The 15,848-nt window shown below is 62.7% G+C and carries 16 protein-coding genes; 13 read left to right on the top strand and 3 right to left on the bottom strand.

Features of this window, described 5'->3' with window-relative positions:
* Position 1: 1 nt before the first annotated feature.
* From cobW to AC1DV9_RS05535, 4 genes are read left to right on the top strand one after another with little or no spacing between them, the layout of a single operon-like run.
* Entirely contained in the window at positions 2–1,048 is a 1,047-nt protein-coding gene (cobW, locus tag AC1DV9_RS05520; RefSeq protein ID WP_477946591.1) for a cobalamin biosynthesis protein CobW, read from the top strand.
* 3 nt (positions 1,049–1,051) lie between these two features.
* Complete coding sequence (gene cobN / locus AC1DV9_RS05525; protein WP_477946593.1) at positions 1,052–5,005, top strand: cobaltochelatase subunit CobN; 3,954 nt, start codon at positions 1,052–1,054, stop codon at positions 5,003–5,005.
* 19 nt (positions 5,006–5,024) lie between these two features.
* A complete protein-coding gene (cobO, locus tag AC1DV9_RS05530) occupies positions 5,025–5,657 on the top strand; it encodes a cob(I)yrinic acid a,c-diamide adenosyltransferase (protein ID WP_477940040.1) in 633 nt (210 codons plus the stop codon).
* Positions 5,657–6,082 (top strand): EamA family transporter, encoded by a 426-nt coding sequence (locus AC1DV9_RS05535; RefSeq protein WP_477946595.1) that lies wholly within the window; start codon positions 5,657–5,659, stop codon positions 6,080–6,082. The genes cobO and AC1DV9_RS05535 overlap by 1 nt, the downstream gene beginning before the upstream one ends.
* Here AC1DV9_RS05535 and AC1DV9_RS05540 read toward each other — a convergent pair.
* Entirely contained in the window at positions 6,079–6,876 is a 798-nt protein-coding gene (locus AC1DV9_RS05540) for a helix-turn-helix domain-containing protein (RefSeq protein ID WP_477946596.1), read from the bottom strand. The genes AC1DV9_RS05535 and AC1DV9_RS05540 overlap by 4 nt on opposite strands.
* A 2-nt stretch (positions 6,877–6,878) precedes the next feature.
* The gene (locus AC1DV9_RS05545; RefSeq protein WP_477946598.1) at positions 6,879–7,241 is read right to left on the bottom strand and encodes a nuclear transport factor 2 family protein; all 363 of its coding nucleotides are present in this window, start codon (positions 7,239–7,241) and stop codon (positions 6,879–6,881) included.
* Between the two features lie 168 nt (positions 7,242–7,409).
* On the opposite strand from AC1DV9_RS05545, the gene AC1DV9_RS05550 reads away from it, so the two are divergent.
* Complete coding sequence (locus AC1DV9_RS05550) at positions 7,410–8,087, top strand: cysteine hydrolase family protein (RefSeq protein ID WP_477946600.1); 678 nt, start codon at positions 7,410–7,412, stop codon at positions 8,085–8,087.
* Here AC1DV9_RS05550 and AC1DV9_RS05555 read toward each other — a convergent pair.
* Positions 8,084–8,869 (bottom strand): TSUP family transporter, encoded by a 786-nt coding sequence (locus tag AC1DV9_RS05555; RefSeq protein WP_477946946.1) that lies wholly within the window; start codon positions 8,867–8,869, stop codon positions 8,084–8,086. The genes AC1DV9_RS05550 and AC1DV9_RS05555 overlap by 4 nt on opposite strands.
* A gap of 104 nt (positions 8,870–8,973) precedes the next feature.
* On the opposite strand from AC1DV9_RS05555, the gene AC1DV9_RS05560 reads away from it, so the two are divergent.
* The 8 genes from AC1DV9_RS05560 to AC1DV9_RS05595 all read left to right on the top strand — a co-directional run bounded on the left by AC1DV9_RS05560 (position 8,974) and on the right by AC1DV9_RS05595 (position 15,752).
* Positions 8,974–9,393, top strand: coding sequence for a cobalamin biosynthesis protein (locus AC1DV9_RS05560; RefSeq protein ID WP_477946601.1), 420 nt, complete (start codon positions 8,974–8,976; stop codon positions 9,391–9,393).
* A 70-nt stretch (positions 9,394–9,463) separates the two neighbouring features.
* Positions 9,464–10,414, top strand: coding sequence for a nucleoside hydrolase (locus AC1DV9_RS05565; protein WP_477946603.1), 951 nt, complete (start codon positions 9,464–9,466; stop codon positions 10,412–10,414).
* Positions 10,415–10,600: 186 nt separating this feature from the next.
* On the top strand, positions 10,601–11,440 hold the full coding sequence (gene cobA, locus AC1DV9_RS05570) for a uroporphyrinogen-III C-methyltransferase (RefSeq protein WP_477946605.1): 840 nt from the start codon (positions 10,601–10,603) through the stop codon (positions 11,438–11,440).
* Positions 11,437–12,744, top strand: a complete 1,308-nt coding sequence (locus AC1DV9_RS05575; protein WP_477946607.1) for a cobyrinate a,c-diamide synthase — start codon at positions 11,437–11,439, stop codon at positions 12,742–12,744. The genes cobA and AC1DV9_RS05575 overlap by 4 nt, the downstream gene beginning before the upstream one ends.
* Positions 12,741–13,742 (top strand): threonine-phosphate decarboxylase CobD, encoded by a 1,002-nt coding sequence (cobD, locus tag AC1DV9_RS05580; protein WP_477946609.1) that lies wholly within the window; start codon positions 12,741–12,743, stop codon positions 13,740–13,742. Before AC1DV9_RS05575 ends, cobD begins: the two co-directional genes overlap by 4 nt.
* Complete coding sequence (gene cbiB, locus AC1DV9_RS05585) at positions 13,739–14,719, top strand: adenosylcobinamide-phosphate synthase CbiB (protein WP_477946610.1); 981 nt, start codon at positions 13,739–13,741, stop codon at positions 14,717–14,719. Before cobD ends, cbiB begins: the two co-directional genes overlap by 4 nt.
* A 146-nt stretch (positions 14,720–14,865) precedes the next feature.
* The gene (locus AC1DV9_RS05590) at positions 14,866–15,300 is read left to right on the top strand and encodes a L,D-transpeptidase (RefSeq protein ID WP_477946612.1); all 435 of its coding nucleotides are present in this window, start codon (positions 14,866–14,868) and stop codon (positions 15,298–15,300) included.
* 173 nt (positions 15,301–15,473) lie between these two features.
* Complete coding sequence (locus AC1DV9_RS05595; RefSeq protein ID WP_112387112.1) at positions 15,474–15,752, top strand: acyl carrier protein; 279 nt, start codon at positions 15,474–15,476, stop codon at positions 15,750–15,752.
* The last annotated feature ends 96 nt before the right edge of the window (positions 15,753–15,848 follow it).

Below are 15,848 nucleotides of genomic sequence, written 5' to 3' on the forward strand. Positions count from 1 at the left end.
TATGAACCAGAAGATCCCCGCAACCGTGATCACCGGCTTTCTCGGTGCCGGCAAGACGACGATGATCCGCAACCTGCTTTCCAACACCGGCGGAAAGAAGATCGCGCTGATCATCAACGAATTCGGCGATCTCGGCGTCGATGGCGACGTGCTGAAGGGCTGCGGTGCTGAGAATTGCACCGAGGACGATATCATCGAACTGACGAATGGCTGCATCTGCTGCACCGTTGCCGACGATTTCATTCCGACGATGACCAAGCTGCTTGAGCGCGAACAGCGCCCCGATCATATCGTCATCGAGACCTCGGGCCTAGCGCTGCCGCAGCCGCTGGTCGCCGCCTTCAACTGGCCCGATATCCGCAGCGAAGTGACCGTCGATGGCGTGATCACCGTCGTCGATAGCGCCGCCGTTGCCGCCGGACGTTTCGCCGACGACCACGATGCCGTCGATGCGCGCCGCGCCGAAGACGAGTCGCTCGATCACGAGAGCCCGATCGAGGAGCTGTTCGAGGATCAGCTGACCTGCGCCGATCTGATCGTGCTCAACAAGACGGATCTGCTCGATGCCGCAGGCATTATCCGCGTCCGTGACGAAGTGGCGTCGCGCATTTCGCGCAAGCCTGCGCTGATCGAGGCGAAGAACGGCGAAGTTCCGGCCAGTGTCTTGCTCGGCCTCGGCGTCGGCACCGAGGAAGATATCGCCAATCGCAAGTCCCATCACGAGCTCGAGCATGAGGATGGCACGCCGCATGACCACGACGAGTTCGACAGCTTTGTTGTCGAGCTTGGCGCGATTGCCGATACGGCCGGTTTCATCGAGAAGCTGAAGGGCGTGATTGCAGAGCATGACGTGCTGCGCCTGAAGGGCTTTGCCGCTGTCGAGGGCAAGCCGATGCGTCTGCAGATCCAGGCTGTCGGCAGCCGTATCGACCAGTATTTCGACCGCGCCTGGGCGTCGGACGAGACCCGCGGCACGCGTCTCGTCGTTATCGGCCTTCATGACATGGATGAAGCGGCGGTGCGCACGGCCATCGAGGCGCTCGTCTGATCCATGCATCTGCTTCTCGCCCAGAAAGGAACGATCAGCGACGGTGACGAGGCCATCGATCTTGGCCAGTCGCCCGGCGATATCCTGTTTCTGTCTGCGGCGGATACGGAGCTTGCGGCCATCGCCGCCGCCCACGGACAGGGCGGCGGTTCACCGCTGACGCTTCGGCTTGCCAGCCTGATGAGCCTCAAGCATCCGATGTCGGTCGATGCCTATGTCGAGCGGACCGCGCTGCACGCCAAGCTCATCATTGTCCGCGCGCTGGGCGGCGCCAGCTATTTCCACTACGCGCTGGAGGCTCTTCATGCCTGCGCGGCGAGGCATGGCGCGCGGATTGCGGTTCTGCCCGGCGATTCCAAGCCGGATGCCGGGCTGACGCCTTTTTCCAATGTGGCGCTCGATGATCTCAATGCGCTGTGGTCGTATCTGATAGAGGGCGGCGACGAGAATTCGCGGCGGCTGCTGGATTATGCGGCGGCGATGCTGTCGGGTGGTGAAAAGCCCGGTGCGGCTGCGCCGTTGATGAAGGCCGGGATATGGTGGCCGGGGCGGGGAGTCGTTGGTGTCGGGGAGTGGCGGGTGCTGTCTGCGGCGATGCTGCGGAACGTGGCACCCCCCTCTACATCTAACGACGCCCCCATCGCCGCCATCAGCTTCTACCGAGCCCTCGTCCAGAGCGGCGAGACCGCACCGGTCGAGGCGATGATCGAGGCCCTGGCGGCGGAAGGTCTCCGGCCATTGCCGGTCTTTGCCTACAGCCTCAAAGACCCGGTCTCCAAGGGCATCATCGCCAGCATTTTCGATCAGGCCCCTCCCGATGTCGTGGTCAACACGACGGGCTTTGCCGTGTCCGCGCCGGGTGCGCAGCGTGAACCGACCGTGCTGGAAAAAAGCGGTTCCGTGGTGCTGCAGGCAATCCTGTCTGCATCATCATATGAGGCGTGGGCCGTGTCATCGCAGGGGCTGTCGGCGCGCGATCTCGGGATGAACGTGGCGCTGCCTGAAGTCGATGGACGGGTTTTGGCGCGGGCCGTCTCGTTCAAGTCGGCGGCGCGTTATGACGCGGCTGTCGAAGCGAATATCGTTACCAGCCAGCCTGATGAAGGGCGGATGCGCTACACGGCCAAGCTCGGAGCCGGCTGGGCGCGGCTGCGGCGCAAGCCGGCTGCGGCGCGGCGCGTGGCGCTGGTGCTCGCCAACTATCCGAACCGTGACGGGCGCCTCGGCAACGGCGTCGGCCTCGATACGCCTGCGGGTACCGTCGAGGTGCTGAAGGCGATGCGCGGGGCTGGCTATGGTGTCGCCGATTTCCCTGATGATGGCGATGCGCTGATCCGCCATCTCTCGGAGGGGCCGACGAATTCCGGACACGACGGAAAGGTGATCCGCGAAACGCTTTCCATGAGTCGATACAAGGCGTTCTTCGCGTCTCTTCCGAAAAAGATTCAAGACGAGATGACGGCGCGCTGGGGCGTGCCGGAGGGCGATCCCTACGTCGTGGATGATGTTTTTGCCCTGCCGTTTACGCGGTTCGGCAATGTACTGGCGGGTATCCAGCCGGCCCGCGGCTACAATATCGATCCGAAGGAAAGCTACCATTCGCCCGATCTCGTGCCGCCGCACGGGTATCTCGCCTTCTATGCTTTCCTGCGCCAGGAATTCGGCGCCGATGCGGTTGTTCACATGGGCAAGCATGGCAATCTCGAATGGCTGCCGGGCAAGGCGCTGGCGCTTTCGGAGGAGTGCTATCCGGAGGCGATCCTCGGGCCGCTGCCGCATCTCCATCCCTTCATCGTCAACGATCCCGGCGAGGGCACGCAGGCCAAACGCCGGACGGCCGCCGTCATCATCGATCACCTGACGCCGCCGCTGACGCGGGCTGAAAGCTATGGTCCGCTGAAGGATCTGGAAGCGCTGGTCGACGAATATTACGAGGCATCCGGCAGCGATCCGCGCCGTATCCGGCTTTTGTCGAAGCAGATCCTTGAGCTCGTCGCCGATATCGGCCTGGATAGTGATGCCGGGATTGCCAAGGGCGAGACCGAGGATGAGGCGCTGAAGAAGCTCGATGCCTATCTCTGCGATCTCAAGGAGATGCAGATCCGTGACGGGCTGCATGTGTTTGGTGTGTCGCCGCAGGGACGGCTGCTGACGGATCTGACAGTGGCGCTGGCGCGGGTGCCGCGCGGGCTTGGCGAGGGCGGGGATCAGAGTTTGCAGCGGGCGATTGCGCTTGATGCAGCGTTGGCGGGTGCGGTACCCCCCTCTGTCCTGCCGGACATCTCCCCCTCAAGGGGGGAGATCGACTCGTGGCGAGTGTCTCACCAGCCAAATGAAGTCGAAGCGAGCGGGTCCGCCCAGCCAATCTCCCCCCTTGAGGGGGAGATGCCTGGCAAGGCAGAGGGGGGTACCCCGCATACAAGCGCCAAATTCGATCCCCTTGACTGCGACATGGCCGCCAACTGGACAGGCCCACGTCCCGTTATACTGGCTGAAATCACTGACGCCCCCTGGCGCACCAATGGCGACACCGTCGAGCGCATCGAACTGCTCGCCGCAAAGTTCGTCTCCGGCGAAACCGAATGCCCGGCTGACTGGTCCCAAACCAGATCCGTCCTCACAGAGATCGAATCCCGCCTGAAGCCCTCGATCCTCGCCTGCGGCGCCGCCGAGATTTCGGCACTCCTCGCCGGCCTCGACGGCCGTTTCGTCGCTCCCGGTCCCTCCGGCGCTCCGACGCGCGGGCGGCCCGATGTGCTGCCGACAGGGCGGAACTTCTACTCCGTTGATAGCCGCGCGGTGCCGACGCCTGCCGCCTATGAACTCGGCAAGAAATCGGCGGAACTGCTGGTCCGCCGCTATGTGCAGGATCACGGCGAGTGGCCGGTGTCCTTCGGGCTGACGGCCTGGGGTACGTCCAACATGCGCACCGGTGGGGACGATATCGCCCAGGCGCTGGCGCTGATCGGTGTCAAGCCGGTATGGGACATGACCTCGCGCCGGGTCACCGGCTACGAAATCATCCCGCCTGCGATGCTGAGGCGTCCGCGGGTCGATGTGACGCTCCGGATATCAGGCTTCTTTCGCGATGCCTTTCCGGAGCAGATCGCGCTGTTCGACAAGGCGATCCGCGCCGTCGGCGCTCTCGATGAGGATGCTGCGGATAATCCGATTGCCGAGCGGATGCGCGGCGAGGCGGCGCGGCTTGCGGCGTCCGGCCTGGATGAAGCGTCGGCGGCCAAACGCGCCGGATATCGCATCTTCGGCTCAAAGCCGGGCGCTTACGGCGCGGGGCTGCAGGCGCTCATCGACGAGAAAGGATGGGAGCGGCGCGCCGATCTGGCCGAAGCCTATCTCGCCTGGGGTAGCTATGCCTATGGTGCGGCCGAAGAGGGCCGGGCCGAGCGCGGCATCTTCGAGGAGCGGCTGCGCTCCATCCAGGCGGTGGTGCAGAACCAGGATAACCGCGAACACGACCTGCTCGACAGCGACGATTACTATCAGTTCGAGGGTGGAATGGCCGCGGCTGCCGAGCATGTCGGCGGTGCGCGTCCTTCCATCTATCACAACGACCATTCGCGGCCGGAAAAGCCGGTGATCCGTTCGCTGGAGGAAGAGATCGGCCGTGTGGTGCGCGCGCGTGTCGTCAATCCGAAATGGATCGATGGCGTCATGCGCCATGGCTACAAGGGTGCCTTCGAGATCGCCGCCACGGTCGATTATCTCTTTGCCTTTGCGGCAACGACGGGAGCCGTCGGCAACCATCATTTCGAGGCCGTCTATCAGGCTTTTGTCGCCGATCCCAAGGTGCGTGATTTCATGGCGGAGAAGAACCCAGCCGCTCTCGAAGAGATGAAGGAACGGTTGATGGAGGCGATCGACCGGCATCTCTGGACGCCACGCAGCAATTCGGCGCGCTTCGATCTCGCGCCATCACACCATAAACAGACAGCATGACATTTCATCGGGAAAGACAATGAGCGAAGAACCAGTAGACACCGCCGAAAAGGACGATAGCCGCCACAACGAGAAAATGGCGAAGAAGAAGGCGGCGCGTGACAAGATCATGGCCACCAAGACGGATCAGAAGGGCCTGATCATCGTCCACACAGGCAAAGGCAAGGGCAAGTCGTCCTCCGCCTTTGGGATGATCTTCCGCCATATTGCCCATGGCAAGCCGTCGGCCGTGGTGCAGTTCATCAAGGGCGCCATGTGGACCGGCGAGCGCGATCTGATCGAGAAGCATTTTTCCGATCTCTGCCAGTTCCACACAATGGGCGAGGGCTTCACCTGGGAGACGCAGGACCGCGCCCGCGATGTTGCGGCAGCCGGTGCCGCCTGGGAGAAGGCGAAGGAGTTGATCCGTAATGAGCGCAATTCGATGGTGCTGCTCGACGAGATCAACATCGCGCTGCGCTACGATTATCTCGACATCAACGACGTTGTCGCATTCCTGAAGGCCGAAAAACCTTATATGACTCACGTGGTGCTGACCGGACGCAATGCCAAGGACGAGCTAATCGAAATCGCCGATCTCGTGACCGAGATGGAGCTGATCAAGCATCCATTCCGCTCCGGCATCAAAGGGCAGCCGGGCGTGGAGTTCTGATGGCGCAAAGCTGGATATTCTGGGCGTTTCTGTCGGCGGCCTTTGCGGCGCTGACGGCGATCTTTGCGAAGATCGGGGTGGCGGGCGTGAATTCGGATCTGGCGACGCTGATCCGCACTGTCGTCATCATCGCCATTCTGGCCGGTATCGTCACCGCCACCGGCCAGTGGCAGCCGCTTTCCAGCATATCCGGCAAGACGTGGCTGTTTCTGGCGCTCTCGGGCGCTGCGACGGGAGCGTCCTGGCTCGCCTATTTCCGGGCGTTGAAACTCGGCGATGCGGCGCGCGTGGCACCGATCGACAAGCTGTCGATCGTGCTCGTCGCCGTCTTTGGCGTCGTCTTCCTCGGCGAAAAGCTCGGGCTGGTGAACTGGCTCGGCGTGGCGATGATTGCGGGCGGGGCGCTACTGCTGGCGCTGTTCTAGCCGTTCGCCAACTTTCGCAGGATTGCGGCCGTTTCCTCGTCGGCGGGGAAAAAGGATTCGATTGCCAACTCGGAGAGCGTGACATCGACAGGCGTGCCGAACACGGTGGTGGTCGAGATCAGCGATAGCGTGCCTGCAGAAGTGCGCAGCCGTAGCGGTACGGCGATCCCTGCATAATCGTGCTTTGTCTCATCCGCCGGGGTGCCGCCAGGAGACAGCTCCTGCAATTCCCTGAGAAGTGCGCCGAGGATCGGGTCGCCCGAGGTGTCGATCTGCTGGCGAAGCCGCTCGAGAAGGTGTGCGCGCCATTCGGCGAGATTGGCGATATGAGGTGCCAATCCTCCTGGATGCAGGCTGAGACGCAGGACGTTTACCTCGCCTTCGAGCAGGCTTTTCTCACTGACACCCGTGAGCAGCGGTGCGATCGCCGCATTGGCGGCAACCAGCGTCCAGTGCCTGTCGATCGCGATTGCCGGAAAGGGCTCCTGCGCTTTCAGGACCATGTCGACAGCCAGCCTTGCCGGTTTCAGGGCCGGGTCGTCCAATGAGCGCTCGGCAAAGAGCGGGGCGTAGCCGGCTGCGAGCAGCATCGGATTGCGTTCGCGAAGGGGAACGCCGAGCCGTTCTGCCAGATGCAGCAGCATGTCGCGGCTCGGCGTCGAGCGCCCGCTCTCGATGAAGCTCAAGTGCCTCTGCGAAATCTCCGCTTCGAGGGCGAGATCGAGCTGGCTCATGCGGCGAAGCTTGCGCCAGTCGCGGAGGTGGTCACCGAGGGAGCGGGCTGAGGTCATCATCGTCAGGCTTCCGGAACGAGGTCGAGGAAACCGTGTACGGCCTTCAAGCGTCCGCCTTCAAGCAGGGCGAAGTCCGTTCCCTTGATAATCGCCTCGCTGCCGTCCGGGCCGAGACCCCAGGAGAAGCGCAGATTGTCGCCGTGGCCATCGGCGGAACCGATCAGATTGAAGCGGAAACCAGGGAAGCGGGTCTGTACGGCTTCCACCAGCGCGTTGATCTGCTCGTGACCTTCGCCGCGCATCAGGGGGTCGATATAGGTGGCGTTTTCGGCCCAGCTTTCGGCGATCAGCGCGCGGCGGCGGTCTGCATCCTCCTCGTTCCAGATGGCGATGTAGCGTTCGGCGGCGTTGCTCGCGTCGGTCATGTCATGTCTCCTTTGATCGCCCGGTTCGTCCAGGCATTGCGATCATCGGCAAACGCCGTTCGCTCATCAATTACGCGAGAGGTAATCAAGCTCGCGGCTTGGTGATTTGACAGTGCCGTCATCCGCCGGAAGGCTTGGCAATCGATTTCGAAGATGGAGGACGGCCTGATGACATCGCTTTCGGCATATGCGGCACGGGTGGCGCAACTGGCGCTTCTGGCATCCGCGCTCGGCTGGTCTTCCGCGCATGCGGCAACCGTTGTCGACGAGTGGAAGAAGATCAAGGCTCCGCCGGCGCCGAAGCTCGGCGAGGTGACCGTCGATCCCTCGACCACGGCGCTACTGCTGCTCGATTTCAATGGGGCGCAGAACCCGGACAAGGGGCCGTGCAACACCAAGGTCAAGCCGCGCTGTATTGCGGAGCTGCCCCATGTGGCGAAGCTGATGAAGGAGGCGCGCGACAGCGGGACGCCGGTCGTCTACAGCATCACCTCGAATGCGGCGCCTGAGGATATTGCAACGGTGCTGGCGCCCAAGGATGGCGATCCGGTCGTGAAGTCAGGCGCCAACAAGTTCATCAATACCGATCTCGAAAAGATCCTTACCGACCGGCATATCAAGACGGTCATCGTCACCGGCACGGCTTCGGAGGGAGCGGTGCTGAATACGGCGGCCTATGCAGCGCTGAAGGGCATGGATGTGGTGCTGCCCGTCGATGGCATGTCATCCACCGATCCCTATGCGGAGCAATATGTCACCTGGCATTTCGCCAATGCCCCCGGTGTTTCGGCGAAGACCAAGCTGACGAAGATAGATGCGATCAAGTTCGGCAAGGCGCCGGGCTAGACGCCCAGCCAGACGCGCAGTGGATTAGCGGGGTCGGCGATCAGCTTGATTGCGAAGGCGATGCAGACGACGACCAGCAGCGGCTTGATGAGCTTGGCGCCAGTGCGCATGGCCAGCCGTGAGCCGACCTGCGCGCCGAGGAACTGGCAGACACCCATCATCAGCCCGATCGTCCAGAGCGTCGCGCCGAAGGAGGCGAAAACGATGAGAGCGCCGATATTCGAGCCGAGGTTCAGAAGCTTGGTATGCGCCGTCGCCTTCAGCATGCCGAAACCGGCAAGGGTGACGAAGGAGAGCATGAAGAAGGAGCCGGTGCCGGGGCCGAAGACGCCGTCGTAAAAGCCGATCAGCGGCACGAAACTCATGCCGAAGGCGAAGGGCGTGATGCGTCGGTGGCTGTCGAGGTCGTTGAGATTGGGCTTGAAGGCGAAATAGAGGGCGATCGCGACCAGCAGAACCGGCATCAGGGCGCGCAGCACGTCGCCGGGCACGATCGTGGCGAGTGCAGCGCCAAGCGCGCCGCCCATCACGGCCATCATCGCCATCGGCAGCTGTTCGCGAAGGTTGACATGGCCCTTGCGGGAATAGGCGAGCGTGGCCGAGGCGGCGCCGAACATCGACTGCACCTTGTTGGTGCCCAGCGTCTGCAGCGGCGGAATGCCTGATATCAGCATGGCGGGCACAGTGATCAGCCCGCCGCCACCGGCGATCGAATCGACGAAGCCTGCGCAGAAGGCGGCGAGGCAGAACAGGGCGAGGAGATGAGGGGCAATATCGGACACGGCGGGACTCTGTGGGCAGGCGGGAGAAAGCGGCGCCATGTTGCATTTCCCGCACTCGCCTGCAATGGCTGCGGAGACACAGTCTGCCCTTTCAGGTTCATGCAATGCCGTCCTTCGCCACCGACAGATCGAAATCATACGTGCTTGGCCTTGGCTGCGAGCGGGGAACGCCTGTGGACGAGGTGCGGACACTGGCGAAGCGAGCCATGGAGCTTGCCGGGATCGGACCGGGCGAGCTTGTGGCCATTGCCTCGATCGACAGCCGTTCTGGGGAGCCTGCAATCCTGACGCTGTCGCAGGAATTTCAAATCACGCCGGTCTTCTTTGCTGCCGCGCGCCTGGAGCAGGAGACGCCGCGTCTCAAGAACCCTTCGGCCGCCGTCTTTAGGCTTGTCGGCTGCCATGGTGTTGCCGAGTCGGCGGCGCTGGCTGCTGCGGGAGCGGCGGCAGAGTTGCTGGTGCCGAAAATCAAATCTGCCCATGCGACGGCCGCCATCGCGCGCATCCTGTTGCAGAAAGAATAGCCGGCGCTATGGTGTCGGCCACCTCGCGGAGATCCCCGGATTTCTGCGACGAGAATGAGAAGGATATTTCATGCACAAGGTCATTTATGACACGGACCCGGGCGTCGATGATGCCATGGCGCTCCTCTTCCTGCACCGCCACCCCGACATCGATCTGATCGGCATCACCACGATCTTCGGCAATGCCTCGATCGAGACGACGACGCGCAACGCATTGTTCCTGAAGCGCGAATGGAACATCGCGGCACCCGTCGCCAAGGGCGCAAACGTCACATTCGATCCATCGCGCAAGGAAATCGGCTGGCCAACCTTCGTGCATGGCGATGATGGTCTCGGCAATATCGGCGTCCCCGAGGTGATCGACCTCCCCACCGATCCGCGTCCGGCGCATCGCTTCATTATCGAAACCGTTCGCGCCAATCCGGGCGAGGTGACGCTGGTTGCGGTCGGCCGCATGACCAACCTGGCGCTGGCACTGAAGGAAGACCCTGAGATCGCCAAGCTGGTGAAGCAGGTGGTCATCATGGGCGGCAATTTTTATGTGCCGGGCAATGTCTCGCCGGTCGCCGAAGCCAATATCCATGGCGATCCGGAAGCCGCGGACGTTGTGATGACGGCGCCGTGGAAGGTCGCGGTCATCGGGCTCGACGTCACGGCGATCACGACGATGAGCCGCAGCTATCTGAAGGCTGCCGCCGACAAGGGCGATGCGGCGGTGAAGCTGCTGAACGACCTGTCGCAGTTCTATATCGATTTCTACAAGCATGCGGTCGAAGACGGCATGATGGTGCATGACAGCTGCGCCGCGGTTTATGTCGTGGCGCCCGAGCTGTTCACGACGGTGACGGGCGCGGTGCGCGTCGTCTGCGGCGGCATCGCCGACGGCCAGACGATTGTCAAGCCGGATGGGCGCCGCTTCCCGCCGGGCGACTGGGACAATCTGCCGAGCCAGATCGTCTGCACCGGCATCCAGTCGGAAAAGGTCGTCGATCTGATCCGGGATACGCTTCTGCGAGCCTGATGCAGCCTGGGACCAGGCGGTTTCCGCCCGGTTCGACTTTGCTGAGTCCTATCAATTCGATCCGGCCATTTTCTCAGATTTTGAGTCCGGTTGTTCGTAAATTGAATCGGCGGCGAAACGGCAATCGGCAATTGCCGGCGTTTCGCCGCCGTTGACCTCGCCAAGCGGCGGGCATAGACCACCCTTATGATCGAGAATGCATTCGCCCATTTGCCGGTATTGGAGCCGGGAACCGTCTGGCTCGTCGGCGCCGGTCCCGGTGATCCCGGGCTGTTGACGCTGCTAGCGGCGAAGGGGCTTTCGGAGGCCGACGTCGTCGTTCATGACGCGCTGGTCAACGAGGAATGTCTGAAGCTGGCGCGGCCGGATGCCGCTCTCGAATATGCCGGAAAGCGCGGCGGCAAGCCGTCGGCCAAGCAGCGTGATATCTCGCTGCGTCTCGTCGAGCTGGCTCGCTCCGGCAAACGGGTGCTGCGGCTGAAAGGCGGCGATCCCTTCGTCTTCGGACGCGGCGGCGAAGAGGCGCTGACGCTGGTCGAGCATAACGTCCCGTTCCGCATCGTGCCCGGCATTACGGCCGGGATTGGCGGGCTTGCCTATGCCGGCATCCCGGTCACCCATCGGGATATCAATCACGCGGTCACATTCCTGACGGGGCATGATTCTTCAGGTATCGTTCCGGACGCAATCAACTGGGATGCGATCGGCCGCGGCTCGCCTGTCATCGTCATGTATATGGCGATGAAGCATATCGCACAGATCAGCGCGTCTTTACTGGCCGCGGGGCGCAAGCCAGACGAGCCGGTGGCCTTCGTATGCAACGCGGCCACCAGCGGCCAGCAAGTTCTGGAGACGACGCTGAGCGAGGCCGCAACCGCCGTCGAAACGTCGGGGCTCGAGCCGCCGGCGATCGTGGTGGTCGGCGAGGTGGTGCGGCTGCGTGCGTCGCTCGATTGGCTCGGTGCGCTCGCCGGACGCCGCCTGCAGCCCGATCCGTTCAGGCAGGGCGGAAAGGAGACGGCATGAGCGGCTTGCTGATCGCTGCACCTTCCTCAGGCTCCGGAAAGACGACGGTGACGCTCGGGCTCCTGCGCGCCTTGAGAAACCGCGGCGTGGCGGTGGCGCCCGGCAAGGCGGGTCCCGATTACATCGATCCGGCATTCCATGCCGCCGCCAGCGGTTCCCCCTGTCTCAATTTCGATCCCTGGGCAATGCGGCGCGAGCTGATTTCCGCCAATGCGGCGATCCACCGGCAAGGCGACCGCATCCTGATCATCGAAGCGATGATGGGGCTGTTCGATGGCGCGGCCGACGGCAAGGGAACAGCTGCCGATCTCGCGGCCATGCTCGGCCTCTCCGTCATTCTTGTTGTCGACGCATCCCGCATGTCGCAGTCGGTCGCACCTCTCGTCAGCGGCTTCGCAAGTTTCCGGGCGGATGTCCGCATTGCGGGTGTGATCCTCAACAAGGTCGGCAGCGAGCGGCACGAGATGATGCTGCGTCAGGCGCTGGATGCCATTCGCATGCCTGTCGTCGCGGTGATCCGCAACGACAAGACGCTGGCGCTTCCCGAGCGCCATCTGGGGCTGGTGCAGGCTGGGGAACATGTTGGTCTCGAAGGTTTCATCGACCATGCAGCGGCGGCTGTTTCGGACGAGTGCAATTTCGAATTTCTGCTGCGGATTGCCCGCCAGGGACTGAACGTCGCCTCGGCGGCCAATATCCGGCGTCTGCCGCCGCTCGGACGCAAGATCGCCGTCGCCCGCGATATCGCCTTTGCCTTCTGCTACGAACACATGCTGCTCGGCTGGCGCCGCCGCGGCGCCGAGATTTCGTTCTTTTCGCCACTGGCGGACGAGGCACCATCCGCCGATGCGGATGCAGTCTACCTGCCGGGTGGCTATCCCGAGCTTCATGCCGGTGCCATCGCGGCGGCCTCGAATTTCAGGCGTGGCATGGCCGATGCGGCTACGCGCGGCACCCGGATCTACGGCGAGTGCGGCGGCTACATGACGCTCGGTGAGGGGCTGATCGCTGCCGGCGGCATCCGCCACGAGATGCTCGGATTGCTGCCCTTGGTGACAAGCTACGAGCAGCGCAGCCGCCACCTCGGCTACCGGCGTGTCCGTCCCGTCGACAAAGCTTTCTTCGAGCAGCCGATGACGGGTCATGAGTTTCACTATTCCAATGTGGTTTCGGAGGGCGAGGGCGAGCGGCTTTTCGATGTCACAGATGCGCTTGGCGCCGATCTCGGCCAGGCCGGGCTTCGCCGTGGCCAGGTCGCAGGCTCCTATATGCACATGATCGATCTTGCCGGGGAGCCGGCATGAGCGGTCCGATCGTGCATGGTGGCGGCATCACCGCCGCGGCCGCCGAATTCGGCGGGCGGCCGGAGGACTGGCTGGATCTGTCGACCGGTATCAACCCTCGTCCGGTTCCGCTTCCGGTGATCCCGCCTGCCGTCTGGCACCGGCTGCCCGACAGGCATCTGGTGCAATCGACCGTGGAAGCGGCGCGGGATTATTATCGAAGCCGGGGGCTGTCGCCGCTGCCGGTTCCAGGCACCCAATCCGTCATCCAGCTCCTGCCGCGGCTGCTCGAGCGCGAGAGCCGCGTGGCGATCGTTTCGCCGACCTACGGCGAATACGAGAAAGCCTTCGCTAATGCCGGGTGCCGGGTCGACCAGATCGCCGGGCTTGCAGAGATCGGCGAGGAGCATCGGCTGGTCGTCGCCGTCAATCCGAACAATCCGGACGCCAGGCTGCATGATCGTGACCGGCTGATTGCCGTTCATGATGTACTGAAGGCGAGGGGCGGGTATCTCGTGGTTGATGAGGCCTTCGGCGATGCTGATCCTGAAGCGAGCCTGGTGCCGTTGGCGGACGGGCTTTCGAACCTCATCATCTTCCGTTCCTTCGGAAAATTCTTCGGGCTGGCGGGCCTGCGCCTCGGCTTCGTGATCGCGCGCGACGATATTCGGGCCTGCTTCGAGGATTGGCTTGGTCCCTGGGCGGTTTCCGGCCCGGCGCTCTCGTTGGCCGCATCGCTGCTGCGCGCCGATCCGGCGCCTATCGCTGCCGGGATCGCCGAGCGCAGTGCGGCGCTGAACGCCGTTCTTCAGGGTGCCGGTCTGACGATTGCCGGTAACGCAGCCTTGTTCATGCTGGTCGAAGACAAACGTGCGGCAGCCCTCTATACGCATTTCTGCCGGCATCACATTCTGGTCCGCAGGTTCGACTACGCGCCCAGTTGGCTGCGCTTCGGACTGGGGCCAGACCGTCTGGCTGACCAAAGACTTGCAGCCGCGCTTGAGAGTTTTGACGCATGACGATTGACGAACATCTTCTGGTTCTTCTGCTGGCCCTGCTTCTCGACCGGATCGCCGGCGACCCCGACTGGCTCTGGTCGCGCGTTCCGCATCCCGTCGTCTTGTTCGGCAAGGCGATCTCCTATTTCGACCGCACCTATAACAGCGAGACGCTGACACGCCCCGAGCGGCGACTGAACGGAACGGCGTCTATTGCCGCTATGCTGTTCGGTAGCGCCGTTGCCGGGCTGCTCCTGCACTGGTTCTTCGAGCTGTTCGGGATGATCGGCATCGTCCTCGAAGTCGTCTGCGTTGCCATCTTCATGGCGCAGAAGAGCCTGGCGGATCACGTTTCCGATGTCGCGGACGCGCTTCGGGCGGAAGGAATTGCCGGTGGGCGCAGGGCGGTCTCGCGCATCGTCGGCCGTGATCCTGAAACCCTCGATGAGCCCGGAATTTGCCGCGCGGCGATCGAGAGCCTGGCTGAAAACTTTTCCGATGGCGTGGTCGCACCGGCACTCTGGTATGCGGTGCTTGGTCTCCCGGGCCTCCTCATCTACAAGATGCTCAATACAGCCGACTCGATGATCGGCCACAAGTCGGATCGTTATATCGACTTCGGCTGGGCGTCGGCCCGTCTTGACGATATCGCCAACTGGCCGGCGGCAAGGCTGTCGATCCTGCTCATCGCTGCGGGCGCCTGGCTGCGCCGTGGCGCGCGCGCATGCCGCGAGGCGGTTCAGGTGGCGATCCGTGACGGCGGGCTGCACCGCTCGCCGAATTCCGGCCGACCGGAGGCAGCAATGGCGGGCGCGCTCGACGTTCAGCTTGCCGGTCCGCGCGTCTATTCAGGTATCGTCGTCAGCGAGCCGATGATCAACGGCGCCGGACGCGACACAGCGACAGTCAAGGATGTCGAAGACGGCGTTCTCGTCTTCAACGGCGCCTGCATGATTCTCTCGATCTCCGTCTTTGTGGCGTTCCTTTTGCTGCTTTGACGGCGTTACTGGCGATCGGCAAAGTAAAGATCTTGCCGCCTTCCGTTATCTTTCTGATTACCAAGCGCTTTAAAGCAAAATAATCAGTCTATTCGTAGACTGCTCTTCGTGATGCCGGACAAACGTTCCGGTGAAGAGGGATAGTCATGAAGACGTTTCTGGCGGCGGCTGCCGCTTGTCTGTTGCTGCAGCTTTCTCCGGTTGCCGCCAGCGCGGCCAATCTCGTCGCCCGGGTCAGTCTCGACGCGCAGACGATGACGGTGACGGTGACGGAGAACGGTTTCGTCAAATACCGCTGGAAGGTATCGACTGCACGGCGCGGCTATGTGACGCCGACGGGCTCGTGGAGCGCCAAGTGGCTGTCGCTCAATCACCGCTCGCGCAAATATGACAATGCGCCGATGCCTTACGCCGTATTCTTCAACGGCGGATATGCGGTTCACGCCACATATGACCTCAAGCGGCTCGGAATGCCTGCATCGCACGGCTGCGTGCGCCTTCATCCCAACAATGCCGCGCAATTCTTCTCGATGGCAAAGCAGGTGGGGCTTGCCAATACCCGGGTCGTCATCACCCGCTGACCGGCTTTCCAATCGCATATACGGCCCGGAGATCATGTTTCCGGGCCTTTTGCGCATTGCTGTTTCGGCAACAGTTCCCACCCAATTTTGAGGGCAGCGCGCTCGAAAGCATTGGCTTTTGAAATGGATTTGCCTATGAGGGGGATAAATCCGTTATTCAAAGAGGTAAGCGCGTGACCGCTACATTCGATAAAGTTGCCGACATCATTGCTGAAACCAGCGAAATCGATCGCGAAACGATCACGCCGGAAAGCCATACGATCGACGACCTCGGTATCGACAGCCTCGACTTCCTCGATATCGTCTTCGCGATCGACAAGGAATTCGGCATCAAGATCCCGCTCGAGAAGTGGACGCAGGAGGTCAACGAAGGCAAGGTGACGACCGAAGAATACTTCGTGCTCAAGAACCTCTGTGCCAAGATCGACGAGCTGCGCGCCGCCAAGGCCTGAGCGACACCGCCATCTTTTTTATCCGCCCTGCCTCTGCAAACCGTAGCGGCCGGGCGGTTTTGTTCCTAACTAGGCGTAACCGGCGCTTCTGATCTG

It is taken from the genome of Rhizobium sp. 01L410 (genome assembly GCF_056400165.1).

Coding starts and splice junctions, on each gene's coding strand:
- cobO (WP_477940040.1), top strand. CDS start 5,025: ATGAGCGAAGAACCAGTAGACACCGCCGAAAAGGACGATAGCCGCCAC.
- AC1DV9_RS05590 (WP_477946612.1), top strand. CDS start 14,866: ATGAAGACGTTTCTGGCGGCGGCTGCCGCTTGTCTGTTGCTGCAGCTT.
- AC1DV9_RS05575 (WP_477946607.1), top strand. CDS start 11,437: ATGAGCGGCTTGCTGATCGCTGCACCTTCCTCAGGCTCCGGAAAGACG.
- cobW (WP_477946591.1), top strand. CDS start 2: ATGAACCAGAAGATCCCCGCAACCGTGATCACCGGCTTTCTCGGTGCC.
- AC1DV9_RS05535 (WP_477946595.1), top strand. CDS start 5,657: ATGGCGCAAAGCTGGATATTCTGGGCGTTTCTGTCGGCGGCCTTTGCG.
- AC1DV9_RS05565 (WP_477946603.1), top strand. CDS start 9,464: ATGCACAAGGTCATTTATGACACGGACCCGGGCGTCGATGATGCCATG.
- AC1DV9_RS05560 (WP_477946601.1), top strand. CDS start 8,974: ATGCCGTCCTTCGCCACCGACAGATCGAAATCATACGTGCTTGGCCTT.
- cobA (WP_477946605.1), top strand. CDS start 10,601: ATGATCGAGAATGCATTCGCCCATTTGCCGGTATTGGAGCCGGGAACC.
- cbiB (WP_477946610.1), top strand. CDS start 13,739: ATGACGATTGACGAACATCTTCTGGTTCTTCTGCTGGCCCTGCTTCTC.
- AC1DV9_RS05545 (WP_477946598.1), bottom strand. CDS start 7,241: ATGACCGACGCGAGCAACGCCGCCGAACGCTACATCGCCATCTGGAAC.
- cobN (WP_477946593.1), top strand. CDS start 1,052: ATGCATCTGCTTCTCGCCCAGAAAGGAACGATCAGCGACGGTGACGAG.
- cobD (WP_477946609.1), top strand. CDS start 12,741: ATGAGCGGTCCGATCGTGCATGGTGGCGGCATCACCGCCGCGGCCGCC.
- AC1DV9_RS05550 (WP_477946600.1), top strand. CDS start 7,410: ATGACATCGCTTTCGGCATATGCGGCACGGGTGGCGCAACTGGCGCTT.
- AC1DV9_RS05540 (WP_477946596.1), bottom strand. CDS start 6,876: ATGATGACCTCAGCCCGCTCCCTCGGTGACCACCTCCGCGACTGGCGC.